The sequence below is a fragment of the Accumulibacter sp. genome (assembly GCF_036625275.1).
Classification (GTDB): domain Bacteria; phylum Pseudomonadota; class Gammaproteobacteria; order Burkholderiales; family Rhodocyclaceae; genus Accumulibacter.
This window is the reverse complement of record NZ_JAZKUD010000042.1, coordinates 13,259-37,297: the sequence shown is the minus strand read 5'-3', so window position 1 is coordinate 37,297 and position 24,039 is coordinate 13,259. Positions and strand designations below refer to the sequence as shown.

The following is a 24,039-nucleotide window of genomic DNA, read 5'->3' as shown; positions in this document are numbered from 1 at the left end:
TCGCGGCATAAACGCGAGAGAAAATACCTCTCTCGCATTTATTCCACGGTCCTCTTGACCCCCTTTCAGCCATCACTTCCCAGGCTCTCCCAAATGAACCAAAAACCATGAAACGAAGCATACAAGGAGTCAGGTACCCACCCAACACTTTCGTTCGCACCCCTTCATTCTTCAAGAACTGAAAACTGTGCCGCGTGAAGTACAATCGACACTCAATAATGACCTGAGCAATTTCGCTCCGGGACTAAATTTATCGCTGCAGGTGCCGTCTACAGAATAGTCATCGAGGAACTCACGCCATGGGCTCAGGAATCATCGGTACCGCTCTCAGCGGTCTGCAGGCCGCTCAGTTCGGCCTGCAGACTACCGAACATAATATCGCCAACGCCAATACCCCAGGCTTTTCGCGACAGCGGACGATCCAGGCGAGCAATTTTGCGCAGCAGACAGGGAGCGGCTTTTTCGGGCAGGGTACGCATGTGGTGACCGTCGAACGCATGTACAGCCGCTTTCTGACCGACCAGGTCAATCGTTCGCAGAGCAGCATGAGTCAACTCGACAGCTATGCCGCTCAAATCAGCCAGATCAACAATCTGTTCGCCGATCCGAGCACCGGCTTGTCGCCAGCGTTGCAGGGTTTCTTCACGAGTGTCCAGGAGGTTGCGGCCAATCCTTCCCAGTTGGCGAGCCGCCAAATAATGGTCTCCGCGGCACAGACGCTGAGCACTCGATATCAGTCGATGGGTGACCAACTCGCCCAGATGTACGATGGGGTGAATGGCCAGATCGAGGCAACCGTCACCAGCATCAATGCCAACATCAAACAGATCGCACTGCTCAACCAGCAAATCTCGGTTTCCCAGGCCGCTACCGGTCAGCCCGCCAACGATCTGCTGGATACCCGCGACCAACTGGTTCTCGATCTGAACAAGATGATCAAGGCAAAGATCACGACCAATAGCGATGGCAGTTACAATGTTTTCATCGGTAGCGGCCAGCAACTGGTCGCCGGTTCGATCACGATGGATCTCGCGACCATGCGATCACCGAGCGATCCTTCCCGGCGGGTGGTCGGCCAGGAAAGCGTGACGGGTGACCACGAGATCCCGGAATCGCTACTCAGTGGCGGCTCGCTCGGCGGTTTGCTGGCTTTCCGAAGCGCATCGCTGGATCAGGCGAGCAATGAACTGGGCCGCAATGCGATCTCGTTGGCGCTCACCTTCAACGCGCAAAGTGCTCTCGGGCAGGACCTGCTCGGCCAATCGCAGCTCTCTCCTGCGCCCAACAGTTTTACGCCGGATCTGTTCCTGGTTTCGTCGCCGAAGGTCATCGCAAACACCAACAATCCGACTGGCAGCCCGACTGTCAGCGCCACTTTTGTCAACCCTCCCCCGTTCAACGAAAACTTCTATACCGATCTCGGAAGCAGCGATTACCGGCTGAGTGCAGACGCGAGTGGTGTGACGCTGACGCGCCTTTCCGACAACAAACAATGGAACGGGGCTGATCTCGGGGAACTCAACACCAATCTGGCAAGCGATCCGCAAGGATTTACGCTGGATCCTTCTCCGACCCTGCTGGAAGGGTCGAGCTATCTGATCCAGCCTACCCGCGACGCGGCCCGTAAACTCTCGGTCAATCCGGCGGTTGTGGCGGACGCCAGCCTGATTACGGCGGCCGGGCCAGTCCGCACTTCGACAGGGGCGACCAATACCGGATTGGCCAAGGTGTCGGCGGGCAGTGTCGGAACAGGCTATATGGCGGCTGTGGCAGGGATTCCGATGTCGCTGGAGTACCAGAGTGGCAATCTGCAAAACTTTCCGGTGGGTGCACAGGTGTCGATCAATGGCGCCGCTCCGGTGGTGATTGCTGCGACTACGGATGTCGTTCCTTACACGAGCGGGGCGACGATTGCTCTTCTCGACCCGCTGACGAGTACACCCGGCTTCAGTTTTACCATCACTGGCGTACCCAATAATGGCGATACTTTTACAATTGCCAGGAATTCCGGTGCGCTCAGCGATGGGCGTAACGCGCTGGCTCTCGCGCAGCTCCAGACGCAGCATACGATGGCCGGGAAATCCTCTTCCTTCCAGGAAACCTATGCGCAATTGGTCAGCCAGACCGGTAGCAAGACCAATCAGATACAGGTCAGCAGTGCGGCGCAGCAGGCCCTGCTGATCCAGGCCCAAGACAACCGCGAATCGCTCTCGGGGGTCAATCTCGACGAGGAAGCGGCCAATCTCATTCTTTATCAACAGGCCTATCAGGCTGCGGCCAAGGCTCTGCAAGTCAGTTCCGATCTGTTCGACTTGATTCTGCAAATGTCGGCTTAAGGGGAGCATCCTATGCGTATCAGTACCAGTCAAGCCTACGCTTCTGGTTTGCGCGGCATCGAGCGCAGCCAGAATCAACTCCTCAAGCTGCAGAATCAAATGTCCAGCGGGCGCCGCATGCTGACTTCGGCGGATGATCCCGTCGCCGCTGCCAGAGCGCTCGCTGTTTCGCAGTCCAAGGACATCGGCGTCCAATACGCACATAATCAGGGCGACGCGACCGCGCGGCTTGGCCTGGTCGATAGCCAGCTCGCCGCCTTGACCAATCTGCTGCAGAGCGTTCGTGAACGGGTCATTCAGGCGGGCAATACGGTGCTGTCGGACAGCGATCGCCAGGCCATTGCCATTGATCTGGAAGCAAGCTTTGACGGCCTGCTTGGGATTGCCAATAGTCAGAGTGCCGAAGGTGACTACCTGTTTTCAGGTTACCAGGGCGCAACGATTCCGTTTGCCGGCAGTGCAAACTCCTCGGTCACTTACGCAGGGGATGATGGCCAGCGTTTGCTGCAGGTGACCTCAACTCAACAGATGCCAAGCAATGTGGCCGGCAGCGATTTGTTCATGAATATCCGGGAAGGCAATGGCACCTTTTCGACGGCAGCCACTGGCGGCGGCGGTTTTCCCAACCAGGGTTCAGGGATTATTGAGCCGGGTTCGGTGCTCGATCTCCAGAAATGGCAAAGCGCCTTGAATTCCGGTTTCCCCTGGCAAGGGACGGGAAATTTCTCGCTACAGGTGCAGTTTTCCTCGGTTGCAGGCGTCAGTAGTTACCAGTTGTTCGATGCCTCGACGCCGGACTCGTCAGGTACGTCCCTGGCTCCTAAGGCAGTCAGCGCGGTGCTGCCCTTTGTTTCAGGACAGGCCATTCCGCTGGTCACCACCATTCCTGACGTTGACTTCGGCGCACAAGTGGTGATCAATGGGTTGCCTGCTGCCGGTGACACTTTCACGATCAAGCCGAGCGCCAACAAGAGCGTTTTTCAGACCATGCAGGAGCTGATTGGCCTGTTGCGTTCGCCGCTGCTGGCGTCGGCGACGACCAGAACGGACTTCTCTGGCCAGTTGCAGGGGCACCTGACCAATCTTGATCAGGTGCTTGTCAATGTCAGCCGCGTGCACACGACCGTGGGAGGGTACCTGCAGGAACTGGACGGCCTGAGCAGCAACTCCGAAGCGCTGGATATTCAGTATGCGCAGACCCTGTCGGATCTTCAGGATCTGGATTATGCGAAGGCGATCACCGACTTTACGATGCAGCAGGTCAACCTGGAAGCTGCACAGAAGTCTTTTGTACAGATCAGCGGTCTGAACCTCTTCAAATATCTCTGATCTACAAGAACATGGCCATGCGTTCGCCTGCAGGTTTCTTGCTGGTCATTCTGCTGAGTGGCTGTGGAAACGTCGATTGGTACTTGCGACCCCGTCCGGACAGCAGCCATTTGTCCGACTATTCCTTCAAAGAGGCGCAGAATCCGATGCCGAGCGTGGCGCCACTTCGGGCTGCCGTCATTGCCGGAGCGGTGGCTTATTCGGTCAAGGAATATGCGGGCAATGCCGCTTATTTTGGACTGGCCGTTGCTGCTGCGGTTGCGGCCTATGCCATCTACGATCCTCTGGCGCCCAACTGGACGATTGAGGAAAGGATTCTTGACGCCGATACCTACCGCCTTTCGATGCGCGCCAAGAGCTTTCGCACCGGTGGCGATGGGGAATCCGGATTGATTTTCAAGCGGCGGGCATTGCAGCTACAGCGCGAACGAGGCGTTCCCGCATACCGTATCCTCGACTACTCGGAAGGGATCGATTCGAGTACGCCTTTCACGCACCGTTACGCGGAAGGCGTGATTCAACTGGTTCGGGCCGATTCGCCTAAAACGCCTTGATGGTTATTACTAGCCCCCTCGCAACCAGTATCGAGTCCGCGCGCGACTGACTGTCCAGCTACCAGGAACGTACCCTGCCGGTGTCGAGATGAATAAACTCGTCATCCGGATAGAAGCCAACTCCACCGGCACCCTGGGACATTGCGGCGTCACGCAGATCGGCCAGGGACACGCAGGCAATGCGCAGATCGATGGCCTTGCCCTGCATGTGCAGGCTCTGCTTCGCTACGCCACCGCCACGGGTGCGGCGCAACCTGGCGTTGGTCTGGGCGCAACGGTAGCCGGAAATGATCTGGAAAGGCTGCTCGCAGCCCAGTTCCTGCCGAAGCTGGAAAAGCAGGTCAAACAATTGCGGGTCGATACTGCCGACTTCACCCGAGTAATGGTCACGCAGAAACCAGTCGAGACGCTGTAGCCCCTCGGGGAGATAGCGGTCGCCGAGGGCAAATACGACCGAGAGACGTTCGCCGGTATGGGTGTGATCGAGTTCGAGGCTGCGCGCAGTCGGCAGAGCCGCCAGTGCAGGCTTTGCCAGTGGCAGTGCAGCGCCGACGACGACCAGTCGGGCGGCGTCAGCGAGAAACAGGCGGCGTGAATAGGGCTTTAGCATGACTGCTCCATGGCAAGGCTAATAAGTTGATTCTGCGGGAATGTTGGCGGGGTGGGAGGACCGTACGGCGAGCGATCGCTGACGCAGGGCAGCGTCGAGAAGTGGGTCTTGCCGGTAGATGTCGGGGAAAAAATACACTCGCCCGTCCCGGACGGCTGCCGTGTGATAAGCGATGACCACCGGCAAGGCCTCCTGCAAGCGAAGGGTTGTGGATTTGCCTTTGCGCATCGCTTGCACGATGCGCGCTTCACTCCATTCCGGCGCATCGGCCAGAACGAATTTCGCCAGTTCCACCGGTGCCTCGACGCGAATGCAGCCGTGACTGAAGTCGCGCCGGTCGCGTTTGAAAAGTTGGGGTGTCGGGGTGTGATGGAGATAAATATTGTCCTTGTTGGGAAATACGAACTTGATGTCGCCAAGAGCGTTACCTGCCCCAGGCTTCTGGCGGATGCGCATCTGGCCACGCTGCACTGCATCGAGACTGGCGCTGTCGAGACTGGTGCTGTCCAGACCGACGATGACGCGACCGTCGCTACCGACGAATTCGAAGCCCTGTCGATCGAAATAGCCGGGGTCGCGGCGCAGCCTGGGCAAGGTTTCGCTCCTGGCGATCGATGGTGGAACATTCCAGTAGGGGCTGAACTCGATAAAGCGCATGTCGGCATCAAAAAGTGGTGTCGGGGTTTTGCCTGTCGTGCCCACAATGACTTTCATCGCCGTCTTCATCTCGATTCTGCCGTCTCTGACCTGGTAGGCACGCAGCATGAATTCCGGAACGTTGACCACGACCACGCGCGGTGCTGGCAGAAACGGTGTCCAGCGTAGCCGTTCGAGCGCCAGTTCGATCTGCCGGGCGCGGCTTGCGGGTGGCACATTGAGTAATGCGAAGGTATCTTTTCCTAGCACGCCGTTGGGTACCATGCCATGCCGCTCCTGAAATATCCGGACACCTTCGACGATAATGCCCTCGTAACGTCCTGGCGGTGCAGCATCGGTGCGCAGGTCGCCGAGCAATTCGAGTCGCTGCCACAGCGCTGCAATGCCCGCATATTTTTCACCTGGTTTCAGGTGGCCGTTGGGTAGCGCCGGTAGGTCCTGTTGCCAGGCGGGGTGGTCAGTCAGTTCGCGGTAGTGGGCAAGCGCCTCCTGCAAACTGCCGTACTGTGGCAGAGCGGGGGCCACGCTGCGGACGGTTTGGGCAAGGCGGTCATCGGTGATCGCCGAGGCCAGCAACAAATCAGCGTCGAATGCGCCGGTGGCCTGACGGTAGTTTGCACCAAGCTGACGCGGATCAACGCGCCCGAAGTGCAGGTCGGTGATATAGCGCCGCATTGCCGAAGTCAAGGCAAGATCAATCCTGATGACCTGGTCTGTCGCCAGCGCCATTCCGCTGATGGCATTGTCGATAGCCTTCCGCAGCCCCTCGGCGTTGTAATCCTGCGCATCCAGTCCGTCCGCCGCGGCGCTGTCAAGAAGGTCAACGGCCTGTTGGGCGGCAAGCGTTGGGCGTTCTGTAGAGAACCATAACAGCGCTTCAGTCGCGGAAGATCCGTGGCTGGCAATCATCAGACCGATGGTCAGGCAGATGGCCGGAAAATACCGGCCTCGGCAGCGCCAGGCAGGTGTTGCGGGGAGCAGCAGCGAGCAGGAAGACATGAGCAAGCGGAGCATGTTGCGGACTGCGCATTATCCACCATCAACGAAACATTCAGGAGATCGCACGCATATTCGCAGCCCCATGGTCAGTCTGGCAGCACTCTGACGGCTGTACTCCCTGGCTTGAGCACCCGCAATTTCACTCGGGCCGTCATTGCCGAGGCGTATAATCGAATCGGGAAGCTGGTCAGGCAGCCGCTGGGCAAGAGGTGCAAACCTGGAGCCGAGAGGAAAGTCCGGGCTCCGTAGAGCAGGATGCCGGTTAACGACCGGGCACCGTGAGGTGACGGAAAGTGCCACAGAAATCAAACCGCCGATGTTCCCGAGGATGGGGGCAGGCAAGGGTGAAACGGCGAGGTAAGAGCTCACCGCGACCGTGGTGACACGGGCGGCACGGCAAACCCCATCCGGAGCAAGGCCAAATAGGGAAGCATGGGCGTGGCTCGCGCTGCTTCCGGGTAGGCTGCTTGAGCGTGCTGGTAACAGTACGCCTAGAGGAATGGCTGCCCACGACAGAACCCGGCTTATCGGCCGGCTTCCCCCTCCTCCTCATTCCTGTCTGGCGAACAGCGATCGCTGCACGTCACCTTGGTGTTCGCCCTGATGACACTTCGCTGACCGTTGTTCGCATTCAACTCGCCATTTGTACGAATACTTAGGGCTCAATCTTAATAATTTACTTTAAGTGTGATGATTGCCCCCTTGTTTTATCGCGAGTAATTTCCTTTCTAACTACCTCAAAAGTCGCTCATAAGTCATTGTAGCCATTGGGAAAAGCAAAGCAGTACCTCTTGCTTTAGACGAGACCTTAACTTAAAGTGGGAGTAAGTGGCGAAAAGTGGGAAAATGTTGGTTTTAACGGGCGTACAGCAAGGGCTGGTTGGATGTTCCAGGGTGCGGCAGCGTTGAGTCTTGATGCCAAGGGCAGGCTCGCCATTCCGGCGCGTCACCGGGAAGCGCTTGCGTCTGCTGCCAGTGGTCGACTGGTCCTGACCGCCCACCCGCATCGCTGCCTGCTGCTCTATCCCGAACCAGCCTGGGAACCGATTCGCGACAAGGTGCTGGAGGCATCGAGTTTCAATCGGCAGGCTGCAGCCATCAAGCGCCTGTTGGTTGGTAATGCCCGTGAAGAAAGTATGGATGCTGCCGGTCGTTTGTTGATTGCGCCTGAATTGCGCCAGTTTGCTCAACTTGAGAAACAGGTCTGGCTCGTTGGCCAGGGGAGCCATTTCGAAATCTGGTCGGACGTGGGCTGGCAGAAGCAACAGGAGGCCGTCTTCGCTCTTGGCGATCAGTTCCTGCCTCCCGGTCTCGAAGATCTGGCGCTGTGAGCACGTCACTTCGGCATCAAACCGTTTTGCTGGGGGAAGCGATTGAAGCACTGGAGATCAAACCCGCAGGCATCTACGTCGACGGCACCTTCGGTGGCGGCGGCCATACGCGAGCGATTCTCGAACGGCTTGGCCCGCAGGGTCGACTGCTGGCACTCGACCGCGATCCGCGGGCAGTGGCGCTGGCCCACACTATCCAGGACCGGCGTTTACTCGTCATGCATTGCTGTTTCGCCGATCTGGTCAACGCCATGCGGCAGGCAGGAATTGCAGCAGAGGAGAGCATCGATGGGGTGCTTCTCGATATCGGAGTCTCATCGCCGCAACTCGATGAGGGTGCCCGCGGCTTCAGTTTTCGCTACGACGCGCCGCTCGATATGCGGATGGATACGACACAAGGTGAGACCGCCGCACAGTGGCTACTGCGGGCCGGGGTGCAGGAGATCACGGAGGTCATAAGGAATTATGGTGAAGAACGGTTTGCTTTCCAGATTGCAAAGAAGATTGTGGCTGCTCGGGGAGAGCGGCCGCTTACAACCACGGGGGAACTTGCCGCCCTTGTACGCGCGACCGTGTGGCCCCGCGAGCCTGGGCAGGACGCGGCGACGCGTACCTTTCAAGCTCTACGGATTCATATCAATCAAGAGCTCCAACAGCTCACGCTAGTGCTGCCCGAGACCATGACCGTCTTGAAACAGGGGGGCCGCCTGGTGGTGATCAGTTTTCACTCACTCGAAGACCGGATCGTCAAGCACTTCATGCGTGACCAGGCGGCACCCGACCGCTTGCCCAGACGATTGCCCTTGCGTGCCGCTGAATTGCCGCAACCGGAACTTCGCCTGGTTGGCAAACCACGGCGGGCGAGTGCTGCGGAAGTTGCTGCGAATCCCCGTGCGCGCAGCGCGGTGATGCGCGTCGCCGAGAAACTGACCAAGGCCAGGGAAGCTGCCTGAAATGGTTCGCCTGAATATTTTTCTGCTGCTGGCGGTGGTGATCTGCAGCCTGGCTGTGGTGACTTCTCAGCACAAGGCCCGCAAGATTTTTCAGGCGCTGGAGGCCGAGCAGGAGCACGCCCGGCAACTCGAGGTCGAGTTCGGGCAGTTGCAACTGGAACTCTCAACTTGGGGCACGGCGACTCGAATCGAGAAAATTGCTCGCGAAAAGCTGAAGATGCGTGTGCCGGAAACGGGCCACGTGATCACCGCGACCCCTACCGGAGGCTTGCCGCAATGATGCGTTTCAAAGGTCAAGTGGCGGCGCACAAGTTCGCCGAAAGCCCATTATTGCAGATGCGCCTGCCGCCTTGGCGCTCGCGCCTGATGGCCCTGTTGATCCTCGGTTCGTTCGGTGTTCTGATCGGACGAGCGTTCTACCTACAGACCCTGAATACGGATTTCCTGCAGGAAAAGGGCGAATCTCGCTACCGGCGCGATATCGAAATCAGTGCTTCGCGCGGGCGGATTGCCGATCGGCACGGGGACGTCCTGGCCATTTCGACGCCGATGAAGTCGATCTGGGCGATCCCGCCAGCAACGACGCTGACGTCCGTGCAGGCGAGGCAATTGGCGGCTCTGCTGGAGACCGATGTCAAGCAACTGACCCAAAAACTGGACACCGACAAGACCTTCGTTTTTCTTCGCCGTCAGATTCCGCCGGCCGTGGCCGACCAGGTGGCAGCACTCAAGTTGCCTGGCATCGGCCAGGACAAGGAGTACCGTCGTTTCTATCCGACTGGTGAAATGACCGCCCACATGGTCGGCTTCACCGGCGTTGACGACAAGGGACTCGAAGGCGTCGAACTGGCATTTCATCGGCAATTGCTGGGACAGCCCGGTAGCCGTAGCGTCATCAAGGATCGCCGCGGCCAGATCGTCGAGGACGTCGGTTCGATCAAGCCACCACAGGATGGCAAGGAAATTCGTCTGGCGCTCGATTCGAAGATTCAGTATCTGGCCTACAGCCATCTGAAACAGGCGATTGCCGACAACAACGCCAAGGCCGGCGGCGTCGTCGTGCTCGATGTCCGGACAGGTGAGATCCTCGCTCTGGCCAATTGGCCAACCTATAACCCGAACAATCGCGAAGGTCTGTCCGGGAGCCAGTTGCGCAATCGTGCGGTGACCGATACCTTTGAGCCTGGTTCGACACTCAAGCCGTTCACGATCGCCCTGGGAATCGAGGCGGGCAAGATCCGCTCCGACACGATCATCAACTGCGCGCCAGGACGCCTGACCATTGGCAATGCGACGATTTCCGACGCGCATCCCCACGGCGCGCTGAGTGTCGCCGAGGTCATCCAGAAATCCTCCAACGTCGGCGCGGCCAAGATTGCGGCCATGCTGCCGTCGCAGAAAATGTGGCAGATGTTCGACGATGTCGGTTTTGGTCAGGTACCGCGCCTGGGCTTTCCTGGCGAGGTGAGTGGCCGGGTGCGTTCATGGAAGAACTGGCGGCCAATCGAACAGGCAACGATGGCTTATGGGCATGGTATTTCGGTGTCCCTGATCCAGTTGGCACGTGCCTATACGGCTTTTGCTCGCGACGGTGATGTTCTGCCACTCTCGCTGACCCAGGTCGAGTCGTCTACGCCCAGCGGCGTGGCCGTATTCAGCCCCAAAACCGCGCGTGAAGTCCGCAGCATGCTCGAGATGGCCGTTCTGCCAGGCGGAACGGCGCCCAAAGCGCAGATTCCAGGCTATCGTGTGGCCGGCAAAACCGGCACGGCGCACAAGCTCGTAGGGGGGCGCTATGCGAACAAGTACGTCTCGTCTTTCGTCGGTTTTGCCCCGGCGTCCGATCCACGCCTGATTGTCGCGGTCATGATCGACGAGCCGAGCGCCGGCAAACACTATGGCGGCGATGTCGCAGCACCGGTGTTTGCCTCCGTCATGGGGAGCTCCTTGCGGACGCTCGGCATTGCGCCGGACGTACCATTGGTCGTCGCGCAAAGTCCCAAAGCGCCGACACCCAAGGCGAGGCTGTGAGTAGTACGCAGGCAACTCGCGCGCGTGATGACGCTGCCAGGGCAAGCCTGACGCGGCTGGCAGCGCTCGGCATCGTGCCAGGTCGTGTCACTGACGATAGCCGCCAGGTTCTTCCCGGTGACCTGTTTCTGGCCTATCCCGGCGCTCTTGCCGATGGCCGCCGTTACATCGCCGAGGCCATTGCCAACGGCGCCGCTGCAGTCCTGTGGGAGGCGACGGCTACCAGCACCACTGATTTCACCTGGAACAGCGCCTGGCGGATTGCCAATTTGCCGATCATCGGTCTGCGTACGCTTTGCGGGCCGCTGGCGCACGCCATCTACGGTCGGCCGAGTGAGCGCCTGTCTCTGGTTGCGGTCACCGGGACCAATGGCAAGACCAGCGTCACCCAGTGGCTCGGTGCCAGCCACCCGCGCTGCTGCGCGATCATCGGCACACTGGGTGCGGGTTTGCCCGGTGAGATGGTCGAGACCGGTTTTACGACACCCGAAGCGACTACTCTGATGCGCTGCCTGGCCGATTTCGCCGATGCTGGAGCACAAGCCTGCGCGCTCGAAGCGAGTTCGATCGGCATTGCCGAAGGACGCCTCGACGGCGTCCGCGTTGACGTCGCGGTGTTCACCAATCTGACGCGCGATCATCTCGACTACCATGGCACGATGGCGGATTACGCCGAAGCCAAAGCCAGGTTGTTCACCTGGCCGTGCCTGCGTCTGGCGATCAGCAATCTTGATGATCCCTACGGGCGTGAACTGGCCATGCTGAGCACCGCAACCAAGGTGATCGGCTACACTCAGCAGGACCTGCCCGACGATCGGCAGGGGACGATCCGTGCCGAGCAGGTCGAGGAAACCCTCGATGGTCTGCGTTTCCGGTTGTGTGCCCCGAGCGGTCGCGCCCTGGTCGAGAGCGGCCTGCTCGGTCGTTATAACGTTTCCAATCTGCTTGCCGTAGCAGCGGTATTGCTTGATGCCGGCCTGACTCCACAGGCGGTCGCCGAGCGTCTTGCCTCCCTGAAATCGCCGGCAGGTCGCCTGGAAAAAATCGGCGGTGGCAACGAACCTCTGGTCGTCGTCGATTATGCCCATACTCCGGATGCCCTGGAGAGTGCCTTGCACGCGCTCCGTCCGGTAGCCATTGCCCGTGGTGCCGGTCTGACCACCATATTCGGCTGCGGCGGCGATCGGGATCGCGGCAAGCGACCGTTGATGGGAGAAGTTGCTGTCCGCCATGCCGACCGCGTGGTGCTGACCAGTGACAATCCGCGTGGCGAGAACCCACAGGCCATTCTTGACGATATCCGCGTCGCTGCCACAGGCGCTGAAATCATAGCCGATCGCGCCGAAGCCATTCGGCAAACCATTCTCCTGGCCCATCCCGCCGATGTGGTGTTGATTGCCGGCAAGGGACACGAGTCCTATCAGGAGATTGCCGGTGTGCGCCGGCCGTTTTCGGACGCTGCCGAGGCGCGCGCTGCCCTCGCTGCCCGCCGGGAGATGGCATGATGATGGATCTCCTCGCTGCGGCCCGTGCGACGGCTGCCAGACTGATCGGCGACAACGTGACTTTCTGCGGTGTGTCGACCGATAGCCGAAGCATTGTTGCCGGCGAGATCTTTGTCGCGCTGCGCGGTGAGCACTTCGATGGACACGAATACGTGGCGGCAGCCCAGAGGCGTGGTGCGGTCGCCGCGATCGTTGCTGCAGACGCTGCCGAGAGCCTGCGCGCGCTGGGTTTGCCACTGTTGCAGGTGGCCGAGACCCGGTTGTCGCTGGGTGCTCTGGCGGCCGATTGGCGGAGTCGTTTCAAACTGCCGCTGCTCGCCGTAACCGGCAGCAATGGCAAGACCACGACCAAGGAGATGATTGCCAGCATCCTCAAGACGGCTTTCGCGGAGGCGGTATTGTCTACGCAGGGCAATTACAACAACGACATCGGCCTGCCCTTGACCTTGCTCAGACTGAACGCCACCCATCGCGCGGCGATCATCGAAATGGGCATGAATCATCCCGGTGAAATCGCCTATCTCGCGGGCATTGCCCGTCCCACGGTTGCCGTGGTGACCAATGCCCAGCGCGCCCATCTTGCCGGGATGGGCTCGCTGGAGGCGATAGCCAGCGAAAAGGGCAGTATCTACAGCGGTCTGGACGAAGACGGCATCGCGGTCTTCAATGCTGACGACCGTTGGGCCGATTTGTGGCGTGCCCAGAGTCGTGGGCTCGGCGTGATGACGTTTGGCCTTGAACAGACGGCTGATGTCACTGGCAGGTCCACCCTGCACGGTCTGGAAAATCGCCTCAACGTCTGTGCTCCGCAGGGTCAGTTCGAGGTCCTGCTGGCTCTGCCGGGCCAGCACAATGCGCGCAATGCCCTCGCTGCGGCCACAGCCTGTCTGGCGGCCGGTGTCTCGCTGGAGGCCGTGCAGGCCGGACTGTCCAACTTCCGCGGCCTCAAGGGACGGCTGCAGCGACGCCTTGCCCTGCATGACTCGGTGCTGCTCGACGATACCTATAACGCCAACCCCGACTCGGTGCGCGCTGGCATCGACGTACTCGCGACGACGATCGGCAAGAAGGTGCTGGTGCTCGGCGACATGGGCGAGATCGGCGAGATGAGCGCCCAGTTTCACGACGAAATCGGCGGTTACGCCAAGAGCCAGGGGATCGATCGCCTGTTCGCGTTGGGTGAAGCCAGCGCCCTTGCTGCCCATAACTTTGGCTCTGGTGGTGAGCACTACACGCATGTCGACAAGCTGGTCGAAGCCTTGACTGCCGAGCTCACCCCGGCAACTACTGTCCTCGTCAAGGGGTCGCGTTTCATGCGCATGGAACGGGTGGCCAATGCCATCAGCGTTCCGGCACCCGAGGGAGGCGAGTAATGCTGTTGGTGCTGGCACAATGGTTGGCACAGGATGTGCGGGCCTTCAATGTATTCGGGTACATCACCCTGCGCACGGTGCTGTCTGCAATGACCGCGCTGATCATCTCCTTCATTGCCGGACCACGCTTGATCCGCTGGCTGGCCGCCAAGAAGATCGGCCAGGCGGTGCGGCGCGATGGCCCGGAAACGCATCTGATCAAGTCCGGCACGCCGACCATGGGCGGGGCCCTGATTTTGATTGCCATCGTCATCACCACGCTGCTGTGGGGGGACCTCAGCAATCGTTATGTGTGGGTGGTGCTGATCGTGACCGTTGGCTTCGGTGGCATCGGCTGGTATGACGACTGGCAAAAAGTGGTGCATCGCAACCCGCGTGGCCTGCCGGCCCGCTGGAAGTATATCTGGCAGTCGGCCATCGGTCTGGTGGTGGCACTCTATCTCGGCCTGACGGCCAGCGGGCCGGCACAGCTTGAGCTGATCGTTCCCTTCTTCAAGACCGTTTCCTATCCACTCGGTATCTTCGGCTTCATTGTCCTCAGCTATCTGGTCGTCGTCGGCACCAGCAATGCCGTTAACCTGACCGATGGTCTCGATGGCCTGGCGATCATGCCGACGGTGATGATTGCCAACGCACTGGCCATCTTCGCTTACGTCGCCGGCAACGCCGTCTACGCCAAGTACCTGTTTCTGCCGTATATCCCGGGCGCGGGTGAACTGGCGATTTTCCTTGGGGCGATGGCAGGTGCCGGGCTCGGTTTCCTGTGGTTCAACGCCTACCCGGCGGAAGTATTCATGGGAGATGTCGGCGCCCTGGCACTGGGTGCAGCGCTGGGCACCGTAGCCATCATCGTCCGCCAGGAGATCGTGCTGGCGATCATGGGCGGCATTTTCGTGGCCGAAACGCTGTCGGTGGCTGCTCAGGTTCTCTACTACCGGTGGACCGGAGGCCGGCGGATTTTCCGCATGGCGCCGCTGCACCACCATTTCGAACTCGGCGGCTGGAAAGAGACGCAGGTAGTCGTCCGCTTCTGGATCATCACCATCATGCTGGTGCTGGTCGGCCTGTCGACGCTGAAGCTGCGCTGACCATGGACCTTCGGGGAAAGCAGACACTCGTCGTCGGCCTCGGCGAAAGCGGACTGGCAATGGCCAGGTGGCTGGCACGGCAGGGGGCCGTGGTCCGTGTCGCCGACAGTCGCGAGACGCCACCGCGAACCGCTGCGCTGCGAACGGCCGTGCCCGAGGCGACCTTGTTTGCCGGCCCGTTTGTGCCGGCAGCCTTTGCCGGGGTTGATCTCATCGCCATCTCGCCCGGCGTCCCGAGGCAGGAACCCCTGATTCAGGAAGCGGTGGCGCTTGGTATTCCGCTGCTTTCCGAGATCGAACTGTTTGCACGCGGTCTCCACCAGTGGTCGCCACGGGCGCAGGTAATCGCGATTACCGGCAGCAATGGCAAGACCACCACCACCGCACTGACCGGTGTCCTGTGTCGTGCCGCTGGTCGCAGCACGGCGGTTGCCGGCAATATTGGCCCGGCAGCACTGGACGCCTTGATGTGTGCGATCGACAGTAACGAGCTGCCGGCGGTCTGGGTGCTGGAGCTGTCGAGTTTCCAGCTCGAAGCCACGCAGACGCTGGTGGCGGCCGCGGCGACCGTGCTCAACATCAGCGAGGATCATCTCGACCGCTACAACGGGCTCGACGATTACGCCCGCAGCAAGGAGCGCATTTTTCAGGGCGGCGGCGTCATGGTCCTCAATCGTGACGATGCACGCAGCCTGGCGGCCGCCCGCGACGGGCGTGAGGTCGTAACCTTCGGTCTCAATCCGCCCGCGCGCCGCTGTGACTACGGGCTGGTGGATGCCTGCATCGTGTGCGGTGGCGAGCCACTCGTCAAGCTTGCCGACCTGAAACTCGCTGGGCGCCATAATGCAGCCAATGCGATGGCCGCACTGGCCTTGTGCGCTGCGATCGGTATCGAGCCGCACTCGGTGTTGCCGGCGCTGAAGGCTTTCAGCGGCCTTCCGCATCGCGTCGAGTGGGTCGCCGAAATCAATGGGGTCAGTTATTTCGACGATTCGAAAGGGACCAATGTCGGCGCAACGCTGGCGGCAGTTCAAGGCCTGGGCCGCCCGCTGGCGATCATTCTGGGCGGCGACGGCAAGGGCCAGGACTTCTCGCCCCTGAAAACGGCCATCGACCAGCATGCGCGCGCCGCAGCCCTGATCGGACGCGATGCACCGGCCATCGCTGCCGCTCTGCAGGGTTGCCGAATCCCCTGGCAATATTGCGCCGACATGGCTGCCGCGGTTCGCTGGTGCGCTACGCACACGCAAATGGGTGATGCCGTGCTGCTTTCTCCGGCCTGTGCCAGCATGGACATGTATCGTGACTACGCGCATCGCGCCGAAGCATTCATTGCCGCCGTGCGGGCCATCGAAAAGGAGGCTGCCTGATGTTGGGAACTCTGGACTCGCCGCGCCGCTTGCCGTCGGAAATCGACCTGGCGCTACTGTGGAGCACCTTGATGCTGCTGGTGATCGGCATGGTCATGGTCTATTCGGCATCGATGGCGACGGCCGAGGCCGGCCGCCAGACTGGCAATCAGCCGGCCTATTTCCTGGTGCGACACGCGGCTTTTCTGGTCATCGCGCTGGTCGCCGCCGCGGTCACCTTCCAGATCCGGCTATCGACCTGGCAACGCTGGTCGCCGTGGCTCTTTGTGGCCGGTTTCGTGTTGCTGGCGCTGGTGCTGATTCCGGGGATTGGTCGCGAGGTCAATGGGGCACGCCGCTGGCTTCCTCTCGGGATCGTCAATCTGCAGCCGTCCGAATTGATGAAGCTGTTTGCGGTCCTCTACGCAGCGGACTATACCGCACGCAAGATGCCACACATGCATGATCTGAAGAGGGCCTTCCTGCCCTTGGCCAGTGCGATGGTCGCGGTCGGCATCCTGCTGCTCAAGGAGCCTGACTTCGGGGCCTTCGTGGTGGTCATTTCGATTGCCATGGGGATTCTTTTCCTTGGGGGGATGCGGGCGCGTCTGTTCGTGGTCCTGATCCTCGTGCTGGCCGCTGCGTTTGCCGCACTGATCATTTTTTCACCTTACCGACGGGATCGCATCTTTGGTTTCATGGATCCGTGGGCGGACGCCTTTGGTCGCGGCTACCAGCTATCGCATGCCCTGATCGCTTTCGGGCGGGGCGAACTGTTCGGTGTCGGCCTCGGTGCGAGCGTCGAGAAACTGTTCTATCTGCCCGAGGCGCACACCGATTTCCTGCTCGCGGTGATTGCCGAAGAACTCGGCTTTGTTGGCGTGTTGGTGGTCATTCTCTTGTTCGGCCTGCTGATCCAGCGCGCCTTCGTGATCGGTCGTCAGGCTGTCGCCCTTGAACGCCTGTATTCAGCGCTGGTGGCACAGGGAATTGGCGTCTGGCTGGGCGTGCAGGGTTTCATCAACATGGGGGTGAACATGGGCCTGTTGCCAACCAAAGGGCTGACACTGCCCCTGATGAGTTTCGGCGGCTCGGGCATTCTGGCCAACTGCGTGGCACTGGCGGTCCTGTTGCGAATCGATTGGGAAAATCGCCAGTTGATGCGCGGAGCAAAAATATGAGTGCGCGTCGCCTTTTCGTCTCGGCGCTGGCAGGCCACCCTCCCAGCGGATTTCCGGCATGAACAGAACCTTGCTGGTCATGGCAGGAGGGACTGGTGGACACGTCTTTCCGGCTCTGGCGGTGGCCGATCTGCTCAAGAGCCGGGACTGGCGGGTCGTCTGGATGGGCGCGCCGGATGGCATGGAGGCACGACTCGTTCCCGCGCATGGCTACGAGATGGCCTGGGTGCGTTTTGCCGCGTTGCGCGGCAAGGGCTTGCTGCGAAAACTGCAACTGCCATTCCATTTATTGACCGCCTGCTGGCAGGCACGGCGCGAGATTCGCCGGATCAGACCGGATGTGGTTCTCGGGATGGGCGGCTACGTCAGTTTTCCCGGTGGCCTGATGGCAGCGTTGCTTGGTCGCCCACTGATCATTCATGAACAGAATTCGATCGCCGGCCTGGCCAACCGAGTGCTCGCCAGATTTGCCAGGCGGGTTGCCTGCGGTTTTCCGAATGCGTTGCCGAGTGGCGTCTGGGTAGGCAATCCGCTGCGTCCGGAGATGAATCACCTCCCTGCGCCGGCACAGCGTCTTGCCGGTCGCGAAGCGCCGGTGCACCTCCTGGTTCTCGGCGGCAGCCAGGGAGCCGTTGCGCTGAATCAAATCGTGCCCCAGGGCCTAGCCCTGATCGATGCCAACCAGCGACCCCTGGTGGTACATCAGGCCGGTGACAAGCATCTGGCACAATTACGGGAGAATTACCTGGCTGTTGCAGTGCAGGCACACTGTGTTGCTTTCATCGAAGACATGGCGGGCGCGTACGAGTGGGCTGACCTGGTGATCTGTCGCGCGGGTGCGCTGACCATCGCCGAACTGGCGGCTACTGGCGTGGCCAGTGTTCTGATTCCCTTTCCGCACGCGGTGGACGATCATCAGACATGCAACGCGAACTTTCTGTCGCTGGCTGGTGCGGCCATCCTGCTGCCACAGGACCAGATGACTCCGGAAGCGATCAGCGAGCTTTGCAAGTGTCCGCACAGTCGCCTGCAGGAAATGTCGGAAAGAGCCCGTGAACTGGCCAAACCCGAGGCGACGGCGGTGCTTGCCCGGATGTGCGAGGAACTCGTCAAGTGAAACACAAGGTCAAGCATATCCACTTCGTTGGAATCGGCGGTGCCGGCATGAGCGGTATTGCCGAAGTGCTGGCCAACCTCGGTTTTTCGGTCAGTGGTTCGGACCTGACCGACAGTTCGACGACCAGACACCTGGCTGCCCTTGGCGTGCGCACCGTGGTTGGGCATGCGGCCGCCAATGTGGCCGTCGCGGATGCGGTGGTGGTCTCTTCAGCAGTCAAGTCCGACAATCCCGAGGTGATCGCAGCACGCAGCCGCAAGGTGCCGGTCGTCCCGCGCGCGCAGATGCTGGCTGAACTGATGCGGCTCAAGCAGGGAATTGCCGTCGCCGGTACGCATGGCAAGACGACGACGACCAGTCTGGTAGCATCGATCCTTGCCGAGGGCGGCATGGACCCGACCTTCGTCATCGGGGGCCGTCTCAACGCCGCCGGCGCCAATGCCCGTCTGGGTTCAGGTGACTTTCTGGTGGCCGAGGCCGATGAGTCCGACGCGTCGTTTCTGCTGCTCTCGCCAGTGATCTCGATCGTCACCAACATCGACGCCGACCATATGGAAACCTATGGCCATGATTTCAGCCGGCTCAAGCAGTCCTTCGTCGATTTCCTGCAACGCCTGCCTTTCTACGGCGTCGCGGTGCTCTGTGCCGACGACGCCAACGTCCGTGAAATCATGCCGCTGGTCAGCAAGCAGATCGTCACTTACGGTCTCGATTCTTCGGCCAATTGCTATGCCGAGAACGTTACGGCAGTCGATGGTCAGATGCGTTTCGATTGCGTGCGCGTCAACGGCAGCATCAACCGCCTGCCGGTCATACTCAATCTGCCGGGAAGACATAACGTCCTGAATGCCTTGGCCGCGATTGCGGTGGCTGGTGAGCTGGGCGTTGCCGATGCCGCCATCACCAAGGCATTGAATGAATTCAGGGGGGTGGGCAGACGTTTTCAGCGCTATGGCGAAATTGCCCTGCCGGGCGGCGGACAATTCACGCTGGTCGACGACTATGGTCATCACCCGGTCGAGATGCGAGCGACGCTTGCGGCCGCACGCGGCGCTTTTCCCGGTCGTCGCCTGTTGTTGGCTTTCCAGCCGCATCGCTATACCCGAACGCGCGACTGCTTCGACGATTTCGTCAAGGTGCTGGGGGGTGCCGACGCGCTGGTACTGAGCGAAGTGTATGCCGCGGGTGAACAGCCGATCGTTGCGGCCGATGGTCGAGCTCTGGCGCGTGCCTTGCGTGTCGCCGGCAAGGTCGAGCCGCTGTTTGTCGAGGCCATTGGCGACCTCCCGCAAGCGATTCTCGATGCTGCCCGCGATGGTGATGTGGTGATGACGATGGGCGCGGGGTCAATCGGCGCGGTTCCCGGTAAACTGGCTGCCGCTTAAGGTGAGGACAATGGACGGCCAGAATTTCGGCAAGGTTGCGGTACTTTTCGGAGGGCGTTCCGCCGAACGCGAGGTTTCCCTGAACAGTGGCAGTCGCGTGCTGGCGGCGTTGCAACGGCAGGGCGTTGACGCGCATGGCTTCGACCCGGCTGTGCGCAAGCTCGACGAATTGGCGGCTTTCGAGCGCGCATTTATCGCGCTACACGGGCGCTATGGCGAAGATGGCACCATCCAGGGGGTGCTCGAACTGATGGGCATTCCCTATACCGGTAGTGGCGTGTTGGCCTCGGCGCTGGGGATGGACAAATGGCGCAGCAAGTTGCTCTGGCGTGCCGCGCGTTTACCGGTGCCGGAATACGCGTTGCTCAGTGGCACCAGCGATCTTGCACAGGTGGCCGAAGAACTGGGGCTGCCGCTGTTCGTCAAGCCAGCCTGCGAGGGGTCGTCGATCGGTATCAGCAAAGTCAAGCGGGCTGACGAACTTGGCGAGGCGTACGCAGAAGCTGCCAGACATGATTCGCTGGTGATTGCCGAGCGTGCAATCCTGGGGGGCGAATATACGGTCGCCATCCTCGGCGATCAGGCGCTACCAATCATCAAGATCGAGCCGGGTAGCGAATTTTATGATTACGAAGCCAAATACCTGCGCGACGATACCGCTTACCGTTGTCCTTGCGGTCTTCCGGAAAACCTGGAGGCCGAACTTCGTCAGCAGGCCCTCGAAGCATTCCGGATTCTTGGCGGTCGCGGCTGGGGGCGGGTCGATTTTCTGATGGATGAGGCAACGGTGACGGGCGAAAGTCGGGCCTATTTCCTGGAGGTAAACACCTCGCCAGGGATGACCGATCATTCGCTGGTGCCAATGGCTGCGCGCGCAGCCGGGATGAGCTATGACGAACTGGTAGTGCGTGTACTCGCACTGGCCACCCTGGGATGAGCGATGTGGCACAAACCGCACCTGCTGACGGCTGTCTCGGATCTGCTCTTCCTGGCCGGGACTGCAGCCTTGCTGGTCGCCGCCGTCGTCTGGGGAACCCCACGTCTGCGATTGTTCCCGCTGGCCGAGGTGCAGGTGACACAGGAACTTCGGGAGGTGCAGCGCAGCGAAATCGAGCAGTCGCTGTCGGATTACCTACGCGGCAATTTCTTTACCGTCGATGTCGATGCACTGCGTCGATCGCTGGAGCAGTTGTCCTGGGTACGACGTGCCGAGGTCTGGCGGCGATGGCCGTCACACCTCGAGGTCCATATCGAGGAACACCAGGCGGCCGCCTACTGGGGCGATGGGGAGGGGCAACTGGTCAATACTTATGGCGAACTTTTTCTGGCGTCGCTGTCACGGGAGCAGCCGCTTCCCCGGCTGAGTGGGCCAACGGGCTCCTCGGCCGAGGTTCTGCGACATTACGAGGCGTTTGCGCAGATCCTCAAACCCAGTGGCCGACTGCCGGCACAGGTGGTTTTGTCGCCGCGCCTGGCCTGGCTCCTCAAACTGGAGGATGGAATGTTGATTGAACTCGGTCGTGAGCAGGCCAAGGCGCCAATCCGTATGCGCCTGCAACGTTTCGTGGATTACTACCCGACTTTGTCGGACCCCCGCCATGGACGGCCGGTGGCGGTGGATATGCGGTATCCAAACGGTTTCGCATTGCGCTTTCCGGCCAGTGCAGGTCAAGAAATCAAAGGAAAGAAATGAGCAGGGATAGCAAGGATCTGATCGTCGGACTCGATATCGGCACGTCGAAAATTGTCGCGCTGGTCGCCGAACTCACTCCGGAAGGACGGGTGAACGTCATCGGCATGGGTTCGCAGGAATCGAAGGGGCTGAAGAAAGGCGTCGTGGTCAACATCGAGGAGACCGTCGCCACCATTTCACGCGTTCTCCAGGAAGTCGAACTGATGGCCGACTGCAAGGTTCGCGACGTGTATACCGGCATCGCCGGCAGCCACATCAGAAGCTTCAATTCGAACGGAATGGTCGCCATCAAGGACAAGGAAGTCACGACCATGGACGTCGAAAGGGTGATCGAGACAGCGCGCGCCATGCCCATTCCCGCCGACCAGGAAATCCTGCACATTCTCACGCAGGAATTCATCATCGATGACCAGGACGGCATCCGCGAACCGATTGGCATGAGCGGCTTCCGGCTTGAGGTGAAGGTGCACATCGTGACCGGTGCGGTCTCGGCGGCCCAGAATATCGTCAAATGTGTTCGTCGCTGTGGGCTGGAGGTCAACGACCTGGTTCTGCAACCACTCGCGTCAAGCTGCGCTGTTCTCTCGGAAGACGAAAAGGATCTCGGCATCTGCCTGATCGACATCGGTGGCGGCACCACCGATCTGGCGGTGTGGACGCAGGGCGCCATTCGTCACACCTCGATCATTCCGATCGCCGGTGACCAGATTACCAACGATATCGCGATGGCACTGCGTACGCCGACACGCGAGGCAGAAGACATCAAACGCAAGTATGGCTGTGCGCTGGCCCATCTGGCGGACCCGGCAGATGTCCTCGATGTCGCCGGTGTCGACGACCGTCCTTCTCGCAAGCTGTCACGCCGGGCGCTGGCGGATGTCATTCAGCCACGCGTCGAGGAACTGTATGAACTGATTCAAGCGGAACTCCGACGTTCCGGTTTCGAGGATGTGTTGTCTTCCGGCATCGTGCTGACTGGCGGCGCTTCGGTGATGCCGGGGATGATCGAACTGGGCGAGGAGATTTTTCATATGCCGGTTCGCCTGGGCGTTCCCAAATATCAGGGGGCTCTCTCCGACGTCGTGCAGAGTCCCCGCTTTGCGACCGCTTGCGGATTGCTGCTGGAAGCACAGACGCAACGCAAGCGCGGCTTGAAGGTGCGGGAAACACGCGATGTCAAACAGGTTTTCGGCCGCATGAAGTCGTGGTTCGAGAAGAACTTCTGAGCGAGACGCTGATCATGATCACCGGTTTTTGGACAATTTTTTGGATTTTTTGCAGAGGAGACGTGAATGTTTGAAATCATCGACAAGGAAGAAAGCGAACGGGATACCGTGATCAAGGTGATCGGGATCGGGGGGGCCGGTGGCAATGCGGTAGACCACATGATCCGCGAAGGTGTCAATGGAGTGGATTTCATTACCGCTAATACCGACTCCCAAGCGCTCGGTCGCAGCATCGCCACTCACAAGCTGCAGCTGGGCAAGACCGGTCTCGGTGCGGGTGCCAAACCCGAGGCCGGGCGCAGCGCCGCGATCGAGGAGCGCGATGCCATCGTCGAATCCCTCAAAGGCGCACACATGGTTTTCATTACCGCTGGCATGGGTGGCGGCACCGGTACCGGTGCCGCACCGATCGTTGCCGAGGTGGCCCGTGAACTCGGGGTGCTGACCGTTGCTGTGGTTACCAAGCCATTCGGATTCGAAGGCAAGCGCCTGAAAGTTGCAGACGTGGGAATTACCGAGTTGCAAAAGCATGTCGATTCGCTGATCGTCATCCTCAATGACCGGCTGATGGACGTTCTCGGTGATGATGTCTCGATGGATGACGCCTTCAAGGCCGCTGATAATGTCTTGCGTAACGCAGTCGGCGGGATTGCCGAAATCATCAACTTTCCGGGCCTGGTCAACGTCGACTTCGAAGACGTCAGAACAGTCATGGGCGAGATGGGGATGGCCATGATGGGCTCCGCGAACGCTGCGGGAGTTGATCGAGCGCGGATTGCTGCGGAACGCGCCGTTTCATCTCCGCTTCTCGAAGGGGTCAACCTTTCAGGTGCCAAGGGAGTGCTGGTTAACATCACCGCCACGCGTTCCCTGAAAATGAAGGAGGTCAATGAAGTGATGACCACCGTCCGCGCTTTTGCGGCTGACGACGCGCACATCATCTTCGGCGCAGTCTATGACGAAACCATGGGCGAGGAAATTCGTGTCACCGTGGTGGCCACCGGTCTTGGCCAGGCGCAAGCCAAACGCTTCGAGGTGATCAACAACAGTGTGCTCAACCAGGGTACTGGCACCGACGGCCGGTTCTCGCATGCTGCGAACATTGATTACTCGTCGCTCGATCAGGTTCCGGCAATCGTTCGCAAGGGGCGCAGCGCAACCGTCGAAGCTCTGGCCAATAGCGGGGTGGACCGCTACGATATTCCGGCATTTTTGAGGAAACAGGCTGACTAGACCGCGCAAATCCTCATGTCCCTGCAAGGATTGGCGAATTCCAGAGCCGCTCGGCGTGTGTTAGAATTCGCCAATTTCATCGTTATTTC

20 protein-coding genes and 1 other RNA gene are annotated in these 24,039 nt (G+C 60.3%); 19 read left to right on the top strand and 2 right to left on the bottom strand.

All coding sequences use genetic code 11. The annotated features are described in order from the left end of the window. Positions 1–299 precede the first annotated feature (299 nt). The 3 genes from flgK to V5B39_RS13620 are packed head-to-tail and all read left to right on the top strand — an operon-like array spanning position 300 to position 4,219. Positions 300–2,336 (top strand): flagellar hook-associated protein FlgK, encoded by a 2,037-nt coding sequence (gene flgK / locus V5B39_RS13630; RefSeq protein WP_332343432.1) that lies wholly within the window; start codon positions 300–302, stop codon positions 2,334–2,336. Between the two features lie 12 nt (positions 2,337–2,348). Continuing rightward, positions 2,349–3,665 carry a flagellar hook-associated protein FlgL gene (gene flgL / locus V5B39_RS13625; protein ID WP_332343431.1) on the top strand — a complete coding sequence of 439 codons (1,317 nt, stop codon included), beginning with the start codon at positions 2,349–2,351 and terminating at the stop codon, positions 3,663–3,665. A 17-nt stretch (positions 3,666–3,682) separates the two neighbouring features. Next, complete coding sequence (locus tag V5B39_RS13620; RefSeq protein ID WP_332343430.1) at positions 3,683–4,219, top strand: hypothetical protein; 537 nt, start codon at positions 3,683–3,685, stop codon at positions 4,217–4,219. Between the two features lie 58 nt (positions 4,220–4,277). Here the strand turns inward: V5B39_RS13620 and V5B39_RS13615 are convergent, their stop codons facing one another. Both V5B39_RS13615 and V5B39_RS13610 read right to left on the bottom strand, forming a co-directional pair. Then, positions 4,278–4,829: a YcbK family protein gene (locus V5B39_RS13615; protein ID WP_332343429.1), complete on the bottom strand. Its 552-nt coding sequence runs from the start codon at positions 4,827–4,829 to the stop codon at positions 4,278–4,280. An 18-nt stretch (positions 4,830–4,847) separates the two neighbouring features. After that, complete coding sequence (locus V5B39_RS13610) at positions 4,848–6,500, bottom strand: L,D-transpeptidase family protein (RefSeq protein ID WP_332343428.1); 1,653 nt, start codon at positions 6,498–6,500, stop codon at positions 4,848–4,850. A gap of 164 nt (positions 6,501–6,664) precedes the next feature. On the opposite strand from V5B39_RS13610, the gene rnpB reads away from it, so the two are divergent. From rnpB to ftsZ, 16 genes are all read left to right on the top strand, one after another. Continuing rightward, positions 6,665–7,028, top strand: an RNA gene (rnpB, locus tag V5B39_RS13605) — RNase P RNA component class A. A 341-nt stretch (positions 7,029–7,369) separates the two neighbouring features. Next, positions 7,370–7,816, top strand: a complete 447-nt coding sequence (gene mraZ, locus V5B39_RS13600) for a division/cell wall cluster transcriptional repressor MraZ (protein ID WP_332343427.1) — start codon at positions 7,370–7,372, stop codon at positions 7,814–7,816. After that, a complete protein-coding gene (gene rsmH / locus V5B39_RS13595; RefSeq protein ID WP_332343426.1) occupies positions 7,813–8,769 on the top strand; it encodes a 16S rRNA (cytosine(1402)-N(4))-methyltransferase RsmH in 957 nt (318 codons plus the stop codon). The genes mraZ and rsmH overlap by 4 nt, the downstream gene beginning before the upstream one ends. A gap of 1 nt (position 8,770) precedes the next feature. After that, positions 8,771–9,049: a cell division protein FtsL gene (gene ftsL, locus V5B39_RS13590; RefSeq protein WP_332343425.1), complete on the top strand. Its 279-nt coding sequence runs from the start codon at positions 8,771–8,773 to the stop codon at positions 9,047–9,049. Beyond that, complete coding sequence (locus tag V5B39_RS13585) at positions 9,046–10,800, top strand: peptidoglycan D,D-transpeptidase FtsI family protein (RefSeq protein ID WP_332343424.1); 1,755 nt, start codon at positions 9,046–9,048, stop codon at positions 10,798–10,800. The genes ftsL and V5B39_RS13585 overlap by 4 nt, the downstream gene beginning before the upstream one ends. Continuing rightward, complete coding sequence (locus V5B39_RS13580) at positions 10,797–12,305, top strand: UDP-N-acetylmuramoyl-L-alanyl-D-glutamate--2,6-diaminopimelate ligase (protein WP_332343423.1); 1,509 nt, start codon at positions 10,797–10,799, stop codon at positions 12,303–12,305. Before V5B39_RS13585 ends, V5B39_RS13580 begins: the two co-directional genes overlap by 4 nt. Continuing rightward, positions 12,305–13,678: a UDP-N-acetylmuramoyl-tripeptide--D-alanyl-D-alanine ligase gene (locus V5B39_RS13575; protein WP_332343433.1), complete on the top strand. Its 1,374-nt coding sequence runs from the start codon at positions 12,305–12,307 to the stop codon at positions 13,676–13,678. The genes V5B39_RS13580 and V5B39_RS13575 overlap by 1 nt, the downstream gene beginning before the upstream one ends. Next, positions 13,678–14,766, top strand: a complete 1,089-nt coding sequence (gene mraY, locus V5B39_RS13570) for a phospho-N-acetylmuramoyl-pentapeptide-transferase (RefSeq protein ID WP_332343422.1) — start codon at positions 13,678–13,680, stop codon at positions 14,764–14,766. The genes V5B39_RS13575 and mraY overlap by 1 nt, the downstream gene beginning before the upstream one ends. Before the next feature lie 2 nt (positions 14,767–14,768). Further along, the gene (gene murD / locus V5B39_RS13565; protein ID WP_332343421.1) at positions 14,769–16,136 is read left to right on the top strand and encodes a UDP-N-acetylmuramoyl-L-alanine--D-glutamate ligase; all 1,368 of its coding nucleotides are present in this window, start codon (positions 14,769–14,771) and stop codon (positions 16,134–16,136) included. After that, complete coding sequence (gene ftsW / locus V5B39_RS13560; protein WP_332343420.1) at positions 16,136–17,296, top strand: putative lipid II flippase FtsW; 1,161 nt, start codon at positions 16,136–16,138, stop codon at positions 17,294–17,296. Before murD ends, ftsW begins: the two co-directional genes overlap by 1 nt. Before the next feature lie 58 nt (positions 17,297–17,354). Then, positions 17,355–18,413, top strand: a complete 1,059-nt coding sequence (gene murG / locus V5B39_RS13555; protein WP_332343419.1) for an undecaprenyldiphospho-muramoylpentapeptide beta-N-acetylglucosaminyltransferase — start codon at positions 17,355–17,357, stop codon at positions 18,411–18,413. Beyond that, complete coding sequence (gene murC / locus V5B39_RS13550; protein WP_332343418.1) at positions 18,410–19,798, top strand: UDP-N-acetylmuramate--L-alanine ligase; 1,389 nt, start codon at positions 18,410–18,412, stop codon at positions 19,796–19,798. Before murG ends, murC begins: the two co-directional genes overlap by 4 nt. Before the next feature lie 10 nt (positions 19,799–19,808). Next, positions 19,809–20,735: a D-alanine--D-alanine ligase gene (locus V5B39_RS13545; RefSeq protein WP_332343417.1), complete on the top strand. Its 927-nt coding sequence runs from the start codon at positions 19,809–19,811 to the stop codon at positions 20,733–20,735. Positions 20,736–20,738: 3 nt separating this feature from the next. Continuing rightward, positions 20,739–21,491, top strand: a complete 753-nt coding sequence (locus V5B39_RS13540) for a cell division protein FtsQ/DivIB (protein WP_332343416.1) — start codon at positions 20,739–20,741, stop codon at positions 21,489–21,491. Then, on the top strand, positions 21,488–22,717 hold the full coding sequence (gene ftsA, locus V5B39_RS13535; RefSeq protein ID WP_034945042.1) for a cell division protein FtsA: 1,230 nt from the start codon (positions 21,488–21,490) through the stop codon (positions 22,715–22,717). The genes V5B39_RS13540 and ftsA overlap by 4 nt, the downstream gene beginning before the upstream one ends. Before the next feature lie 66 nt (positions 22,718–22,783). Further along, entirely contained in the window at positions 22,784–23,950 is a 1,167-nt protein-coding gene (gene ftsZ, locus V5B39_RS13530; RefSeq protein ID WP_332343415.1) for a cell division protein FtsZ, read from the top strand. Positions 23,951–24,039: the final 89 nt, after the last annotated feature.